The 16,670-nt window shown below is 71.2% G+C and carries 14 protein-coding genes; 10 read left to right on the top strand and 4 right to left on the bottom strand.

From position 1 onward, the window contains the following. The first annotated feature begins 9 nt into the window (after positions 1-9). From AB8810_RS17580 to pbpC, 8 genes are all read left to right on the top strand, one after another. Entirely contained in the window at positions 10-780 is a 771-nt protein-coding gene (locus tag AB8810_RS17580) for an ABC transporter ATP-binding protein (protein WP_179570690.1), read from the top strand. Further along, positions 777-3,218: an ADOP family duplicated permease gene (locus AB8810_RS17575; protein WP_369914400.1), complete on the top strand. Its 2,442-nt coding sequence runs from the start codon at positions 777-779 to the stop codon at positions 3,216-3,218. The genes AB8810_RS17580 and AB8810_RS17575 overlap by 4 nt, the downstream gene beginning before the upstream one ends. Before the next feature lie 82 nt (positions 3,219-3,300). Beyond that, on the top strand, positions 3,301-4,695 hold the full coding sequence (locus AB8810_RS17570; RefSeq protein WP_369914399.1) for a sigma-54-dependent transcriptional regulator: 1,395 nt from the start codon (positions 3,301-3,303) through the stop codon (positions 4,693-4,695). A gap of 805 nt (positions 4,696-5,500) precedes the next feature. Further along, positions 5,501-6,007: a PAS domain-containing sensor histidine kinase gene (locus AB8810_RS17565; protein ID WP_369916683.1), complete on the top strand. Its 507-nt coding sequence runs from the start codon at positions 5,501-5,503 to the stop codon at positions 6,005-6,007. A gap of 323 nt (positions 6,008-6,330) precedes the next feature. Beyond that, entirely contained in the window at positions 6,331-7,515 is a 1,185-nt protein-coding gene (locus tag AB8810_RS17560) for an MFS transporter (protein WP_369914397.1), read from the top strand. Positions 7,516-7,537: 22 nt separating this feature from the next. After that, a complete protein-coding gene (locus AB8810_RS17555) occupies positions 7,538-8,185 on the top strand; it encodes an HAD family phosphatase (RefSeq protein WP_179570695.1) in 648 nt (215 codons plus the stop codon). Continuing rightward, a complete protein-coding gene (locus tag AB8810_RS17550) occupies positions 8,182-8,985 on the top strand; it encodes a DeoR/GlpR family DNA-binding transcription regulator (RefSeq protein WP_206229953.1) in 804 nt (267 codons plus the stop codon). Before AB8810_RS17555 ends, AB8810_RS17550 begins: the two co-directional genes overlap by 4 nt. A 21-nt stretch (positions 8,986-9,006) precedes the next feature. Next, on the top strand, positions 9,007-11,430 hold the full coding sequence (gene pbpC / locus AB8810_RS17545; protein ID WP_369914396.1) for a penicillin-binding protein 1C: 2,424 nt from the start codon (positions 9,007-9,009) through the stop codon (positions 11,428-11,430). A 682-nt stretch (positions 11,431-12,112) separates the two neighbouring features. Here the strand turns inward: pbpC and AB8810_RS17540 are convergent. Beyond that, positions 12,113-12,688 (bottom strand): bacterioferritin, encoded by a 576-nt coding sequence (locus AB8810_RS17540; protein ID WP_179570698.1) that lies wholly within the window; start codon positions 12,686-12,688, stop codon positions 12,113-12,115. 36 nt (positions 12,689-12,724) lie between these two features. Then, positions 12,725-13,225: a peroxiredoxin gene (locus AB8810_RS17535; protein ID WP_179570699.1), complete on the bottom strand. Its 501-nt coding sequence runs from the start codon at positions 13,223-13,225 to the stop codon at positions 12,725-12,727. A gap of 170 nt (positions 13,226-13,395) precedes the next feature. On the opposite strand from AB8810_RS17535, the gene AB8810_RS17530 reads away from it, so the two are divergent. After that, entirely contained in the window at positions 13,396-13,863 is a 468-nt protein-coding gene (locus AB8810_RS17530) for an Hsp20/alpha crystallin family protein (RefSeq protein WP_179570700.1), read from the top strand. Positions 13,864-13,999: 136 nt separating this feature from the next. Further along, the gene (locus AB8810_RS17525; RefSeq protein ID WP_179570701.1) at positions 14,000-14,890 is read left to right on the top strand and encodes a DnaJ C-terminal domain-containing protein; all 891 of its coding nucleotides are present in this window, start codon (positions 14,000-14,002) and stop codon (positions 14,888-14,890) included. Between the two features lie 206 nt (positions 14,891-15,096). On the opposite strand, the gene pilH is transcribed toward AB8810_RS17525, so the two are convergent. Both pilH and AB8810_RS17515 read right to left on the bottom strand, forming a co-directional pair. Continuing rightward, complete coding sequence (gene pilH / locus AB8810_RS17520; protein ID WP_145701440.1) at positions 15,097-15,480, bottom strand: twitching motility response regulator PilH; 384 nt, start codon at positions 15,478-15,480, stop codon at positions 15,097-15,099. A gap of 82 nt (positions 15,481-15,562) precedes the next feature. Next, the gene (locus tag AB8810_RS17515; protein ID WP_206257529.1) at positions 15,563-16,567 is read right to left on the bottom strand and encodes an acryloyl-CoA reductase; all 1,005 of its coding nucleotides are present in this window, start codon (positions 16,565-16,567) and stop codon (positions 15,563-15,565) included. Positions 16,568-16,670: the final 103 nt, after the last annotated feature.

Genomic DNA, 16,670 nt, shown 5'->3' with positions numbered 1-16,670 from the left:
AGACCCAGAATGACCGCAATTCCCGTAAGTTCCGCCGAGCCGCTGATCCACCTGCACGGGTTGGGCAAGGTGTTCCATACCGACGAAGTGGAGACCCACGCGTTGGCCGAGATCGCGCTGGACGTGGCGCGCGGCGATTTCGTCGCCATCACCGGGCCGTCCGGCTGCGGCAAGTCGACCCTGCTGTCGATCCTCGGCCTGCTCGATGCGCCCAGCGGCGGCACGTACCGGCTCAACGGCCGCAGCGTCGCGGAGCTGGACGCGGTCGGTCGCGCGCGCATTCGCAACGCCGAGATCGGCTTCATCTTTCAGGCCTTCAATCTGATCGCCGACCTCACCGTGGAAGAGAACGTGGCGCTGCCGCTGACCTATCGCGACGGCGCCGAGCGCGGCCAGATCCGCCAGCGCGTGCGCGAGGTGCTGGAGCTGGTCGGCATGCACCATCGCCACAAGCACTACCCGGGGCAACTGTCCGGCGGCCAGCAGCAGCGTGTGGCGGTGGCGCGCGCGCTGGCCGGCAATCCGTCGATCCTGCTCGCCGACGAACCCACCGGCAATCTCGACACGCGCAACGGCGAGGCGGTGATGCAATTGCTCGAACAGCTGCACGACAACGGCACCACCTTGTGCATGGTCACCCACGATGCGGCGTTCGCGCGGCGCGCGCAACGCATCGTGCACATGCTCGACGGGCGCATCGTCGACGAGGACACCTTCGAGCGCCTGCGCCACGAGCAGGACGTGGTGCTGCCCGCACGCGCCGCGGAGCAGGCGCGATGAGCGCCGCCGTGTACTGGGCCGAGGCCCGGCAATCCTGGCGCACGCTGGCGCGCAAGCCGGGCTATCTGCTGCTGGCGGTGCTGACCCTGGCACTGGGCGTGGCCACCACCACCGCGGTGTTCGCGTTGCTCGACCAGGCCTTGCTGAAGCCGCTGCCGTTTCCGCAGCCGCAGCAGTTGGTGACCCTGGGCAAGGCCGTGGATGGCGGCCACAACGTCGCCGCGCCGGGCTATTACCCGCCGCTGCGGCGCATGCCCGTCCTGCAGTCCATCGGCATCCTGCGCGGGTTTCCGGTGCCGGCCAACATCGCCCGCGGCGACAGCAGCGAAGTGGCCGCGGCGATCAGCGCCGACGCGGGCTTCCTGCGCACGTTGGGGCTGCCGATGGCGGCGGGGCGCAACTTCAACGCCGAGGAAGACCGGCCCGGCGGGCCGCAGGCGGTGATCCTTGCGCATCGTTTCTGGCAGCGCTATTTCGGCGGCGATCCGGCGGCGGTGGGGCGAACGCTGCAGGTGGAGGGCAAGCCGGTGCAGATCGTCGGCGTGTTGCCTGCGGACTTTCCCTGGGCCGAGCCGTTCGACGTGGTTCGCAACATGCAGCCGGACCTGGCCGCGACCAATCTGTCCACCAACGAGATCATCGTGGCGCGCCTGCGTCCGGGCGTCAGTGTGGCTGCCGCCTCCGCGCAGACCGCGGAGGTGCTCAAGGGCGTGCTGCGCAACAGCCGCTACATGACCGACGACTGGTGGCGCGAGCTGCAGCGCGAACCCCCCAATGCGTTGCCGTTGCAGGACAGCCTGTACACCTCCTACAGCGGCAACACGCTGTGGCTGTTCTTCGCCGCGGCCGCCTGCGTGCTGCTGATCGCGGCGATCAACCTGACCAGCCTGATGCTGCTGCGCGCGCTCGGTCGCAGCCACGACAGCGCGGTGCGCGCCGCGCTCGGCGCGCCGTGGCTGCGGCTGAGCCTGCCGGCGCTCGCCGAAGGCGTGCTGATCGGTGCGCTGGGTAGCCTGGCCGGGCTGGCCTTGGCCTGGCTCGGCCTGCGCCTGCTCGGCGGTTGGGTGCCGCTGCTGTGGATGCGCGGCGCGGCCCCGCAGCTGACCGGCGCCAGCGCGCTGTTCGCCATGCTTGCCGGATGCGCGACCGCAGTGCTGGCCGCGGCGCTGGGCATCGTCCGCGGCCGTCGCCGCAACCTGGTCGCGGAACTGGCCGGCGGTGGCCGTGGCGGCTGGAGCCTGCAGACCGGCCGCCTCGGTCGCACCCTGGTGATTGCGCAGGTGGCCATTGCGGTCGTGTTGCTGATCGGCGCAGCGCTGTTCACGCGCACCCTGCAGAAGCTGGCCGAGGTGCCGATGGGCTTCGAGAGCCGCGCCGCGGTGGTGTTCACCCTGTCGCCGGTGAAGGAGCGCTACGCCATCGTGCAGGATGCGGTGGAGCAGACCCGGCGCATCGTCGCGCGGCTGCAGCAGGTGCCGGGCATCGAACGCGTCGGCGTGTCCAGCAATCCGCCGACGGCGACGCAGCTGAGCTGGAGCGTGGAGGTGGACGGGGCGTCCACCATCGATAGCCAATACCGCGTGGTCACGCCGCAGTTCCTGGAGGTGTTCCGCATTCCGTTGCTGGCCGGTCGCGGCATCGCCGACAGCGACGTGGCCGGTGCCGAGAACGTCTGCCTGGTCAGTGCGGCGTTCGCCGAGCGCTACCTGCACGGGCAGGCGCTGGGCAAGATCGTGACCGTCCCCGACGATGGCGACAACCACCGTTTGTCGATGCGCGTGGTCGGCGTGGTCGGCGACGTGCGCCACACCAGCCCGGCCGAGCCGCCGGAGCCGACGGTATACCAGCCACTGGCGCAGATGAGCGAGCCGATGTGGCAGATCATGCGCAGCTTCGGCGCGTTGACCTATGCGGTACGGCTGCATGCCGGCGCGTTGGGCGCCGACGAGCGCGCGCTGCGCGCGGCGATCGACGAAGTGGCGCCGCAGCAGCCGATCGCCGATCTGCAGCCGATGCAGGTGCTGGTCGCCAGCACCACCGGCGAACAGAAGCTCAACCTGTTGCTGGTCGGCCTGTTCGCGGCGCTGGCGCTGTTGCTGGCCGCGGTCGGCCTGTATGCGGTGATGGCGGTGGCGGTGGCCGCGCGCCAGCACGAATTCGGCGTGCGCGCCGCGCTCGGCGCGCCGCCGGCGCGGTTGCGGCGGCAGGTGCTGCGCGAGGCCGGCCTGCAGATCGGAGTCGGGCTGCTGCTGGGCCTGGGCGTGGCGATGGCGCTGTCGCGGCTGCTGCAGCGCTTCCTGTTCGAAGTGCGGGTGGCCGATCCGCTGGCGATCGGCGCGGTGCTGCTGGTGCTCGCCGCGGCCGGCCTGCTCGCCGCATTGGCGCCGGCGCAGCGTGCGGCACGGGTGCCGCCGATGCAGGCGTTGCGTGCCGAATGAGGCGTCCCGCGAACCGAGTTGACTTGGCCGCCATGGCCGGCGTCGCGCTTGCCGATGGCGGCCAGCCGCTAGACTCTGCGCCATGACCGACGCTCGCACGCCACCCTTGCCGCGCATCCTGGTGGTCGACGACCAGGCCGACGTGCGCGAAGCCTTGCGCATGCTGCTCAAGAGCGCCGGCTACGGCATGGTCGGTGCCGAGTCGCCGGAGCTGGCGCTGGCCTGCCTGCGCGGCGACGACTTCGCCGCGGTGCTGGTGGACATGAACTACGCCCGCGACACCACCTCCGGCGCGGAAGGATTGGCGCTGATCGCGCAGATCGCCGCGCAGTGGCCGGGGTTGCCGGTGATCGCGATGACCGCCTGGGCCAGCATCGAGCTGGCGGTGGCGGCGATGCGCGACGGCGCGGTGGATTTCATCGAAAAGCCCTGGCAGAACGCGCGCGTGCTGGCGGTGCTGGACAGCCGCATCGCGCTGGACCGCAGCCGCCGCAACGCGCAGCGGCTCGGCGAGGCGCAGGCGCTGCTGCTGCAGGATGGCGCCGCCGGTTTCGTCGCCGAGTCGGCGCCGATGCAGCGCCTGGTCGAGGACCTGCGGCGCATCGCCGGCAGCGGCGCCAACGTGTTGCTGCTGGGCGAGAACGGCACCGGCAAGAGCCTGCTCGCGCAACTGCTGCACCAGTGGTCGCCGCGCCGCGCGCAGGCCTTCGTCAAGGTCAACATCGGCGGATTGGCGCCGACCCTGTTCGAAGCCGAACTGTTCGGCCATGTGCGCGGCGCCTATACCGACGCACGGCAGGACCGCGCCGGCCGCTTCGAACTGGCCGACGGCGGCACCCTGTTCCTGGACGAGATCGGCAACCTGCCGTTGCAGCAGCAACCCAAGCTGCTGCGCGCGATCGAGGATGGCGAGTTCGAGCGGCTCGGCTCCTCGCGCACGCAGCGCGTGGACGTGCGCATCGTCGCGGCGACCAATGCCGACCTGGATGCGGAAGTGGCGGCCGGGAATTTTCGCCAGGACCTGCTGTACCGGCTCAACACCTTCCAGCTGCGGGTGCCGCCGCTGCGCGAGCGCGGCGCCGACATCCTGCCGCTGGCGCGGCATTACCTGGCCGCCGCCTGCACGCGCTACCGGCGGCCGCTGCCGGTGCTGGCGCGCGACGCCGAGCGCGCCTTGCTCGGCTACGCGTGGCCCGGCAACGTGCGCGAACTGGCGCATGCGATGGAACGCGCCGCGCTGCTCGCCGACGGTACGACGCTGGGCAGCGACGACCTGCGCCTGCAGCCGGCGGCGGCTGCCGCGCCGGCCTTGTCGAGCCAGCTGACGCTCGAAGAAGCCGAGGCGTTGCTGCTGCGCCAGGCATTGGCGCAGCAGCAGGGCAATCTGCAGCGCGCCGCCGACCAGCTCGGCATCACCCGGCAGAGCCTGTACCGGCGCCTGGGCAAGCACGGCCTGCGCAGCGATGACGGCGGCTGAGCGGCAGCGGCGGCGACCGTTGTGGCTGGCGGCGCCGGCCTTGCTGGCGTTGGCGCTGGTGCTCGCGGTCGGCACGCCGCGGCCGCCGGAGGCGGTGTTGTTGATGCTGTGCGTGCTGGCGCTGACCGCGGCGCTGTGGCGCTGGCAGCAACGCGATGCCGGCCTGCGCCTGCGCACGCTCGGCGGCCTGCTCGAGGCGCTGCGCGAGGGCGATTACAGCGTGCGCGTGGCGCAGGACGCACGCGATCGCGACAGCGATGGCCTGCTGCAGCGCTTCAACGCGCTGGCGCAGCGGCTGCAGGACGAGCAGCGCGATTCGCACGAGAGCCTGCAGCTGCTGAGCAAGACCCTGGCGGCGCTGGACGGGGCGGTGTTCGCGTTCGAACAGGACCAGCGCCTGCGCCTGGTCAACCCGGCCGGCGAACGCCTGCTCGGCGCCGCCGCCGAGCACCTGATCGGGCAGTCCGCGCAGGCGCTTGGCCTGGCCGGATTGTTCGCGTTGCCGTCGGGCAGCATCCACGCGCATGCCTTCGCCGGCCAGCAAGGGCGCTGGCAGATCGGCCACGCCGCGTTGCGCAGCCGCAGCCAGGCCGGGCGCCTGCTGCTGGTGCAGCCGATGGAGCGCGCGTTGCGCGAGGAGGAGGCGCAGGCCTTCCGCCGCCTGTTGCGCGTGCTCGGCCACGAGATCAACAACTCGCTGGCGCCGATCGGCTCGATCGCCGATACGCTCGGGCGCCTGCTCGCGGCCGCGCCGGACACGCTCGACGCCGAGCTGCACGAAGACCTGCGCAACGGCCTGGGCGTGATCGAACAGCGCAGTGCAGCGCTGCAGCGCTTCCTCGGCGGCTACGCGCGCCTGGCCAGGTTGCCGGCGCCGGTGCCGGCCACCGTGGAGCTGGCGCCGCTGTGCGCGCGGGTGCGGCGGCTGCTCGACGATGCGCGGGTGCGGGTCGAGGTCGATGCGCAGTTGCGGCTGCACGCCGACGCCGACCAGCTCGAGCAGGTGCTGATCAACCTGCTGCGCAATGCGCTGGAATCCGGCGGGAGCGCACCGGTGACGCTGCGCGCGCGCCGCGACGCCAATGCCGCGCTGATCGAGGTCATCGACGGCGGCGCCGGGCTGCCGCCCAGCGACAACCTGTTCGTGCCGTTCTTCACCACCAAGCCCGGCGGATCGGGCATCGGCCTGGTGCTGTCGCGGCAGATCCTGGAGGCGCAAGGCGGCAGCCTGAGTCTCGAAGCGCGCACGGATGCCGCCGGCAGCGTGGCCACGCTGCGCCTGCCGCTGGCGGCGGACGGCCGCGGGGAGTGACGCCGGCCGCGCGGTCCTGTAGTCCGGGAGCGCAGGCGGCGATGTCGCAGATGCCGTCCCTGCACGGTCGGGCAGGGCGGTGCCATGCAGGCGTATGTGGGCGCTTGGGGATTCCGTAAGCGTCGCGTGTTTCTTCGAGCTCGACGCCTTGCCGGTGAAGCGTCGGGGCTGAAGTCTCTTCTTGCATGGTCGGCGTCGGGCAGCAGCGCGCACCGCGGCTCGTCTCCAAATGCGCGGCTTCGCCACGGCATTTCGTCCGCGCCTGTCTATGCGTCATTTTGCGTTTTGTTGCACGATTGTGCGTGTTTCAGTACAGTCGCCGCATGCCTGCCGACCCACCCATCGCCACCGCGGATCGCGTCGCTTCCGCCGTCCCCGACGCCGCCGCCAGGCCCGCGATCCGCGCCACCCGCTGGGTGTTCCTGCTGTCCGGCATCGCGATGGCCGCGTGGGCGCCGATGGTGCCGTACGTGAAAGCGCGCTTCGCGCTGGACGATGCCGCCCTGGGCCTGGTACTGCTCGCCTTCGGCGGCGGCTCGATCCTGGCGATGCCGCTGGCCGGCGTGTTCAGCCACCGGGTCGGCAGCCGCGCGGTCATGGTCGCTTCCGGGCTGGCGCTGTGCCTGGGCCTGCCGCTGGTGGCGCTGGCGCCGACCCTGCCGGGCGTGGTCGCCGCGCTGCTGTATTTCGGCGCCGCGCTCGGCGCGCTGGACGTGGCGATGAACGCGCACGGCGTGGAAACCGAAAAACGCGCCGGGCGTCCGGTGATGTCCAGTTTCCATGGCGTGTTCAGCGTCGGCGGGCTGAGCGGCGCGGCGGCGATGAGCGCGCTGCTCGCGGTCGGCGCACCGCTGCTGGCGGCCACGCTCGCGGTGTCGGCGCTGCTGCTGGCATTGCTGCTGTGGCAACGCTCCGGCCTGCTGCGCGTCGCCGCCGGCGACCCGGCGCAGCGCACCCCGCTGCGCCTGCCGCGCGGCGTGGTGCTGGTGCTGGCGGCGCTGTGTTTCATCTGCCTGCTCGCCGAAGGCGCGATGCTCGACTGGAGCGCGGTGCTGCTGCGCGAGTTCCATGGCGTGGAGACGCGTTACGCGGGCGTCGGCTATGCGCTGTTCTCGGTGGCGATGGCGGCCGGCCGCTTCGGCGGCGACTGGGTCGTCGCGCGGATCGGGCAACCGGCAATGCTGGCGGCCGGCGCCTCGCTGGCCGCCTGCGGCCTGCTGCTGGCCACGCAGGTGCCGGGCGTCGCCAGCGGCCTGCTCGGCTACGCGCTGGTCGGCCTGGGCGTGTCGAACCTGGTGCCGATCCTGTTCGGTGCGGCCGGACGCCTGCCCGGCACCTCGCCGGCGGTGGCGATCGCCGCGCTGACCACGCTCGGCTATACCGGCCTGCTCGCCGGCCCGGCGCTGATCGGCTTCCTCGCCCACGCCAGCAGCCTGCCCACCGCGTTGCTGGCGGTGGCCGGGCTGTTGCTGCTGGTGGCGATGGGGTCGCGGCTGCTGCGACACTGATCCGACCTAGGAGCACCACGCCATGCCAGCCACTCCCGCGCACGCGCCGCACACCGTGATCTTCGACCTCGGCGGCGTGCTGATCGACTGGAACCCGCGCTATCTGTACCGGCAACTGTTCGACGACGCCGCCGAGATGGAGCGCTTCCTCGCCGAGGTGTGCTCGCCGCAGTGGAACGAGCGCCAGGACGCCGGCCGGCCGTGGCGCGAGGCGGTCGCCGAATTGAGCGCCCTGCATCCGGCGCAGGCCGAGCGGATCGCCGCCTACCACCTGCGCTGGGAAGAGACGCTCGGCGGCCCGCTCGACGCCAGCGTGCAGATCCTGGAAGAACTGCACGCGCAGGGCGTGCGCCTGTACGCGCTGACCAACTGGTCGCAGGAGACGTTCCCGGTCGCGCTGCAGCGCTATGCGTTCCTGCAGCGTTTCGCCGGAATCCTGGTGTCCGGGCAGGAGCGCCTGGTGAAGCCGGATCCGGCGATCTTCGCGCTGCTGCTGTCGCGCTACGGCATCGATCCGGCGCGCGCGGTGTTCATCGACGACGCGCCGCGCAACGTCCACGCCGCCGCCGCGCAGGGACTGCACGCGCTGCAGTTCCGCGACGCGGCTACGCTGCGTGCCGAGCTGCGCGCGCTGGGCCTGCCGCTGCGCAGCGCCGGGTCGGGCGCATGACGGCCGCCGCCGACGCGCTGCCGCAGGAACGCCAGCAGGCGATCCTGCAACGCCTGCGCGAGCACGGCCGGGTCGTGGCCACGGAGCTGGCCGCGGCGTTCGCGGTGTCGGAGGATTCGATCCGCCGCGACCTGCGCGACCTCGCCGCGCAGGGCCTGTGCCGCCGCGTCTACGGTGGCGCGCTGCCGCCGACGCCCGACGTCGCGCCGCTGCCGCAGCGGCACGAGGAACATGCCGAGCGCAAGCGCGCGCTGGCGCAGGCGGCCGCCGCGCTGGTGCGCCCCGGGCAGGTGCTGCTGATCGACGCCGGTTCCACCAACAGCGCCATCGCCGCCGCGCTGCCGCCGCGGCAGCGCCTGACCGTGATCACCAATGCGCCGGACATCGCCCAGCTGCTGATGCCGCGCGAAGGCGTCGAGATCCTGCTGATCGGCGGCCGGATCGATCCGCGGATCGGCGCGGCCGTCGGCGCGCAGGCGCTGCAGCAACTGCGCCAGGTCCGTGCCGACCTGTGCTTTCCCGGCGCCTGCGCGATCGATGCCGAGCGCGGGCTGTGGGGCGTGGACGGCGAGGAGGCGCTGTTCAAGCGCGCGATGATCGAGGCCAGCGGCGAGACCGCGGTGGTGGTCACCGTGGACAAGCTCGGCGCGCATGCGCCGCATCTGGTGGCCGCGGTGGCGGCGATCGACCACCTGGTGGTGGAGCACGATGCGGCCCAGGCGCGGTGCGCGCCGTTCCTGGCGCAGGCGGTGCAAGTGCATCGCGCGGATGCGCCGGCGCCGCCGCAACGGGCAAAATAGCCGCTTCCATCGGGAGCCCGCATGTCACAGGACGTCTCCGCCGCCACGCCCCGCGCGCGGCGCACCCGGCGCTGGACGCGCCTGCTGCCACGGCCGCATTGGGGCCGCCTGCATTGGCGCGTGTTGCGCTGGGGCACGGTGGCGTTGCTGGCCACGCTGTTGCTGCTGGACCTGGCGTTCCCGCTGCCGCTGCCGAAATCGCGCGACACCTCGACCCTGGTGGTGGCCGCCGACGGCACCCCGCTGCGCGCCTTCGCCGACGGCAACGGCGTGTGGCGCTACCCGGCCACGCCGCAGAGCGTGTCGCCGCTGTACCTGCAGGCGCTGCTGAACTACGAGGACCGCTGGTTCTGGCATCACCCCGGGGTCAACCCGTGGGCGCTGCTGCGCGCCGGCAAACAGTGGGTGTTCTCGCGCCGCATCGTCTCCGGCGGTTCCACCCTGACCATGCAGGTGGCGCGGATCCTGATGCCGGACGACGTCAGCACGCGCAGCCCGCTGGGCAAGCTGCAGCAGCTGTTGCGCGCGCTGCAGCTGGAAGTGCACCTGAGCAAGCGCCAGATCCTGCAGCTGTACCTGGAGCGCGCGCCCTACGGCGGCACCATCGAAGGCGTGGACGCGGCCAGCTGGGCCTACCTGGGCAAGCCGGCATCGCGCCTGTCGCAGGCCGAGGCGGCGCTGCTGGCGGTGTTGCCGCAGGCGCCGAGCCGGCTGCGCCCGGACCGGCATCCGGAGGCCGCGCGCGCCGCGCGCGACAAGGTGCTCGAGCGCATGGTCGACCTGCACGTGTGGTCGCGCGAGCAGGTCGACGACGCGCGCATCGAGCCGGTGGTGGCGCGTTCGCTGCAGTCGCCGATGCATGCCGCGCTGCTGGCCGAGCGCCTGCGCCGGCAAGCGCCGCGCGCCGCGCACATCGTCTCCACCCTCGATGCGGATCTGCAGCGCACCCTGGAGGATCGGGTCAGCGCGTATTTCTCGCAGCTGCCCGAGCGCACCTCCGCGGCGTTGCTGGTGGTGGACAACCGCGACCTGCAGGCGCGCGCCTACATCGGCTCGGTGCTGTTCGGCGACCGCAAGCGGCTCGGCGACGTGGACATGGTCCAGGCCTGGCGCTCGCCCGGTTCCACGCTCAAGCCGTTCCTGTACGGCATGGCCCTGGACGACGGCCTGATCCACTCCGAAAGCCTGCTGGTGGACGCGCCGCAGAGTTTCGGCGACTACCGCCCGGGCAATTTCGACGAGGCCTTCAACGGTCCGGTCGGCGCCGCCAGCGCCTTGCGCCTGTCGTTGAACGTGCCGGCGGTGGACCTGCTCGAGCGGGTCGGCCCGGCGCGCTTCGCCGCGCGCCTGAACAATGCCGGCATCGGCCTGAAGTTTCCGCGCGGCAGCACGCCGAACCTGGCATTGATCCTCGGCGGCACCGGCGCGCAGCTGGAAGAACTGGTCGGCGCGTTCGCCGCGCTGAACCGCGACGGCATCGCCGGGCACGTGCGCTACACCGCCACCGACAAGGTCATCGACCGGCGGCTGATGTCGCCCGGCGCGGCGTGGATCGTGCGCGAGATCCTCGAGGCCAACCCGCGCCCCGGCTACGGCATCGGCACCTTCGATGTCGGCACGCGCCCGCGCGTGGCGTGGAAGACCGGCACCAGCTACGGCTACCGCGACGCCTGGGCGATCGGCAGCACCCGCCGCTACACGGTCGGGGTCTGGGTCGGGCGCCCGGACGGCACCCCGCTGCCCGGCCAGTACGGCGCGGTGACCGCGCTGCCGCTGATGTTCGAGACCATCGACAGCCTGCCGCGCGCGCGCGGCGACAACGCGCCGCGGCCGATGCCCGACAACGTGCAACAGCTGGACGTGTGCTGGCCGCTGGGCATCGCCGCCGAACAGACCCCGCCCGCGCTGTGTCAGCGGCGCTTCTCCGCCTACGCGCTGGACGGCGCGGTGCCGCCGACCTTCGCCGAGCGCGACGCGCGGCTATGGAGCGCGGGCCGCGACACGGTGCAGGTGGACGCGCGCAGCGGCCTGCGCCTGTCGCCCGACTGCGCGCGGCCGCACCAGGCGGTGCAGCGCGAACTCGCGCGCTGGCCGGCGTTACTGACGCCATGGCTGCACGCCAGCGAACGCCAGGCCGGGCAACTGCCGGCGCTGGCGCCGGACTGCCGCGACGACGGCCGCGGCGGCAACGACGTGCTGCGCATCGAAGGGCTCAACGACCGCGCCACCCTGGCGCGCGCGCCGGGCAGCCCCAGCGTGCGCCTGCAGGTGCGTGCGCTGGGCACCACCGCGCCGGTGGATTGGCTGCTGGACGGCCGCTGGATCGCCCGCACCGAAGGCGCGCGCAACTTCCAGCGCGATTTCGCCGATGCCGGCGACCACACCCTGACGGCGCTGGCCAGCAATGGCGCGTGGACCCAGGTGCGGTTCCGGGTGTTGCATTGAGCGCGCTTACGCGGGGCGGTCGGCGTCGGACGTCGCGTCGCGCAGCCCCGGATTCCCGCAGCCCGCGAAATGCTGTGGGAGCGACTTCAGTCGCGACGGGCATTCCCGGTAGAGCCCCTCGCGACTGAAGTCGCTCCCACAGCATGTGCGTCCCCTGCGACGACATCGGCCAGGGAAGCCCCAAGGGTCTTGCTCGGGCTCAGCCTTCTGTAGGAGCGGCTTCAGCCGCGACATGAACTTGCCGAAGGTCCCTGTCGCGGCTGAAGCCGCTCCTACAGGGAGTGCTGCGATTGCCTGCAAAAGGCCAGCGCTTGCGAACGGTCGCGGAAATCGTCGGGCTATCCTTCTGTCCGGTGAGGACGCCTGAAGAGGCGTGCCTCTGTAGGAGCGGCTTCAGCCGCGACATGAACTTGCCGAAGGTCCCTGTCGCGGCTGAAGCCGCTCCTACAGGGAGTGCTGCGGTTGCCTGCAAAAGGCCAGCGCCTGCGAACGTCGCGGAGATTGTCGCGGCATCCTTTCGAGCGGGGAGGGCGCCCGAAGAGGCGGGGCGCTCGGCGCGTCACGCGGACGCACGATCCTGTTCCGGCCGCGCCGCGCGTTACCGGCCATTCCCACCGCGGTTGCCGCGAAAAAAAGCGCCCGGCAGTGCCGGGCGCTGATGTCATGCATGCGACTGGTCGGATTACTTCCCGATCCAGCCTTCCAGCATGTCGGAGAACTCGTCGGCATGCTCTTCTTCCTGGGCCAGGATGTGCTCCAGGATTCGCTTGGTGGTGGTGTCCTTGTCGCCGATGAAATTGATCATCTCGCGGTAGCTGTCGATGGCGATGCGCTCGGCGATCAGGTTTTCCTTGACCATGTCGCGCAGGTCTTCGCCTTCCTTGTATTCGGCATGCGAGCGCGCGGTCAGCGTGTCGGGATTGAGGTCCGGCTCGCCGCCCAACTGCACGATGCGTTCGGCCAGCTTGTGCGCGTGTTCCTGTTCCTGCTGCGCATGCTCCAGGAACTCGGCCTTGACCGAGTCGGCGAGCATGCCCGAGGCCATGAAGTAGTGGCGGTAGTAGCGCAGCACGCAGACGTACTCGGTGGCGAGCGCATCGTTGAGCAGCTTGATCACCGCCTCGCGGTCGGCGCTGTAGCTCTTGGTGATCGCACCGTCCTCGATGCTCTGGCGTGCATTGGCGCGCAGCGTGGCGGTATCGGTGAGGCCGGCGGTGTGCTGCAGCGGCTTGGCGTCGTTGGCTGGCTTGTTGGACATGGCTGGCCGGTTCCTGTGTGGTGGGTGAAAGAAAGATTAGGTGGGGAGATGCTGCGGGTCGGGAAGGTGCTGCAGCACATAGTCGGCAGCGGAGACCTTGAATTCGCCCGGGGCCTCGACGAACAGCGCGCGCACCACGCCGTCCTCGGCGTACAGCGCGAAGCGCCGCGCCCGCACGCCCATGCCGTAGCTGCTGGCGTCCATTTCCAGGCCCAGCGCCTTGGCCAGTGCGCCGTTGCCGTCGGACAGCATCTGCAGGCCGTCGGGCACCAGCTGGCTCTTGCCCCAGGCCTGCATCACGAACGGGTCGTTGACCGCCATGCAGTACACCTCGATGCCGCGCTTGCGGAATTCCTCGAAGTGCTCGACATAGCCGGGCAGGTGCTTCTCCGAGCAGGTCGGGGTGAACGCGCCGGGCACCGCGAACAGCAGCACGCGGTGGCCGTCGAACAGGCTGCGGGTGTCCACCTGCTCCACGCCCTCGCGGATGCGTTGCAGGACCACTTCGGGAATGCGTTCGCCGGGCTGGATGGGCATGTCGGGCTCCTTGGATGAATCGAGTCTAGAAATCGGAATGGGAAGGCAGCGTCAAGGCCCCTTGAAAAGCGCAGGGCCATTCCTATCTGGCAGGCATGGCGGCGGGCCTGGCCCGCCGCCGCGAACCACCCGTCAGGGTTTATCCCATTCACGTTGCAGGAGACTACGAGATGAGCATCGTCCGTTATCGCCCGTTGCCGGCCCAGGCCGCCTTCCAGAACGAGATCAAGCAGGTGTTCGACCGCTTCTTCGACCCCAACGGCGGCACCGACGAGTCGGCCGTCGTCACCGCGCAGTGGGTGCCGCGCGTGGACATCAAGGAGGAAGCCGAGCGTTTCGTGCTGTACGCCGACCTGCCCGGCATCGACCCGGCCGAGATCGAGGTGTCGATGGACAAGGGCATCCTGTCGATCAAGGGCGAGCGCAAGAGCGAGTCCACCGCCGACAGCGAGCGCTTCTCGCGCATCGAGCGCCGCTACGGCAGCTTCCACCGCCGTTTCGCGCTGCCCGACAGCGCCGATCCCGACAACATTTCCGCCACCGGCTACCATGGCGTGCTGGAAGTGCGCATCCCCAAGCGCCCGGCGAGCACGCCGCGCCGGATCCAGGTCGACACCGGGGCCACGATCGTGCAGTAAGCGCCCGCCCGCGCCGGCGACGCCACGGCGTCGCCGCGCCTTCGCGGCCGGCCAGTAGAATGGCCGGGCGATGGTGCGCAGCATGCAACCGGCCCGTTGCCGCAAGGCGGCGGGCCGACTCTTTTTGAGGTGATGGATGGAATTCAAGGATTACTACGCGACCCTGGGCGTGGAGCCCAGCGCGGGCGACGCCGAGATCAAGACCGCCTACCGGCGGCTGGCGCGCAAGTACCATCCCGACGTCAGCAAGGAGGCCGGCGCCGAGGACAAGTTCAAGGCCATCAACGAGGCCTACGAGGCGCTGCGCGATCCGCCCAAGCGCGCCGCCTACGACCAGCTGCGCGCGCAGGGCTACCGGCCCGGCGAAGAGTTCCAGGCCCCGCCCAACTACGGTGGCGCGCAGGGCTATGACTTCGAGGAAGTGTTCGGCAACGGCGGCGCCGGCGGCGGCTTCAGCGATTTCTTCGAGAGCCTGTTCGCGCGCCAGCAGCGCGCGCGCCAGGGCGGTGCCGGCCCCGGTCCCGGCCCGGGCGCGGCGCCGCGCGGCGACACCCGCGCCAAGCTGGCGGTGCCGCTGGAAGCCGTGTATGCCGGCGACAGCGTGCGCATCACCATCAACGGCAAGCAACTGGACGTGCGCGTGCCCAAGGGCGTGCGCCCCGGCCAGGTGATCCGGCTGAGCGGGCAGGGCAACGGCGGCAGCAACCTGCTGCTGGAGATCGAATACGCCGCGCACCCGCAGTTCGAGGTGGACGGGCTCAACATCCTGTACACCCTGCCGGTGACGCCGTGGCAGGCGGCGCTGGGCACCAGCATCAGCGTGCCGACCCTGGGCGGTGCGGTGGAGCTGAAGATCCCGCCGGAGTCCGACGCCGGGCGCAAGCTGCGCCTGCGCGGCCGCGGCCTGCCGGGCACCCCGGCGGGCGACCAGATCGTGGAACTGGAAGTGCTGGCACCGGCGCCGGAGACCGAGGCGCAGCGCAAGGCCTATCGCAGTCTGGCCAAGGCGTTCGGCGAGGCAGTGTGAAGCCGGGATTCGGGATTCGGCATTGGGGATTCGAGTTTCCCAGGCCTGCCGCAGCTTGTGCTTCCCTGTAGGAGGGGCTTCAGCCCCGGTGCGTTACCGGTAAGGCGTCGGGGCTGAAGCCCCTCCTACAAAAAGCGCAGGGCGAGAGCGCATGGCCGCCTCGGCTGCACCTCAATCCCTAATCCCCAATCCCCAATCCCGGCTCCTCAGCCCTTCGGCGGGTCCTCGCCGCTGAACACCCGCTCGATCACCTCGGACAGCTCGTCCTCGGAGAACGGCTTGGTGATGTAGGCGCGGGCGCCCTGGCGCATGCCCCACATGCGGTCGGTGTCCTGGTCCTTGGTGGTGACCAGGATCACCGGGATGTTCTGCGTGCTCGGCTCGCGGCGCAGCGTGCGGGTGGCCTGGAAACCGTTGAGGTTGGGCATCACCACGTCCATCAGCACCAGGTCCGGCAGCGCCGCCTTGGCCGCTTCCACGCCGGCCGCACCGTCGGTGGCGGTGAGCGTTTCGTGGCCCAGCTTCTCCACGATGCGCTGGATGCCGAGCAACTGCGACGGCGAATCGTCGACGATCAGGATGCGTGCCATGTGTTTCCCCCTTGGAGCCACGAGTGTAGTGGCAGCGGCGCGCACCCGGAAAGCGGTGCGCGTCACAAACCCCCGGGCACGTCTACGCCGCCGGATCCAGCCGCACCACGGTGCGCCCGAACGACTGCCCGGCGAGCATCGTCGCGAACACTTCGGGCAGGCCGGACAGGTCCACTTCGCGGGTGCAGATCGCGTCCAGGTGGCGCGGTTTCCAGTCGCTGCCCAGGTGCTGCCAGATCAGGTCGCGCAGGTCGCGCGCGGTGCCGGCCGAGCCGATCCCCAGCAGCGACACGCCGCGCAGGATGAACGGCATCACCGTCATGTCCAGCTCCGGGGTCGCCGCCAGCCCGGCGCTGGCGACGTTGCCGTACGGGGCCGTCTGCGCCAACAGGCTGGTCAGCATCGCCCCGCCGACGTTGTCCAGGCCGCCGCCGAAGCGCACCGACTCCAGCGGGCGCTTGGTCTGCAGCGCGTCGCGGCCCAGCACCTGGCTGGCGCCCAGCGCCTTCAGGTGCTCGGCGCGGTCGGCCTTGCCGCTGACCGCATGCACCTCGAAGCCGGCGCGGCTGAAGATGTCGATCGCCAGCGAGCCGACCCCGCCGGTGGCGCCGGTCACGCACAGCGGGCCGTGGGCCGGGGTCTGCCGGTTGTCGAGCAGGCGCAGCAGCGCCAGCGCTGCGGTGAAGCCGGCGGTGCCCAGCACCATGCTCTCGCGCAGGCTCAGCCCGGCCGGCAGCGGCACCACCCACTTGGCCTCCAGCCGCGCGTACTGGCTGTAGCCGCCGTCGCGGGTCTCGCTCAGGCCGCAGCCGGTGACCAGCACCGCATCGCCTTCCTTGAAGCCCGGATCGCTGGAGGCGACCACGTGCCCGGCCACGTCGATGCCGCCGACCAGCGGGAACCGGCGCAGGATCTTGCCCTGGCCGGTGCCGGCCAGGGCGTCCTTGAAATTCACCGACGACCAGGCGCCGCGGATCACCACTTCGCCGGGACTGAGCTGGTCCAGCCCCACCGGTTCGACCGCGGCGCGGTAGCCGGCATCGTCCTGGTGGATGCGGAAGGCGGGGAAGCTGGCGGGGAGCGACATGGCGAAAACCTTGGTCGGCGCGAAGGAATGCACCAAGATAGCCCTTTCGAAACGTCGGATCTGCCCCATCTTGTAGAATCGGCGACTCACTTACGGTGACCGG

It is taken from the genome of Xanthomonas sp. NCPPB 3005, from assembly GCF_041228095.2.
In the GTDB taxonomy this organism is placed as follows: domain Bacteria; phylum Pseudomonadota; class Gammaproteobacteria; order Xanthomonadales; family Xanthomonadaceae; genus Xanthomonas_A; species Xanthomonas_A bonasiae.
Note: the sequence above shows the minus strand (reverse complement) of the source record. Positions and strands in the feature narration are given on the sequence as shown.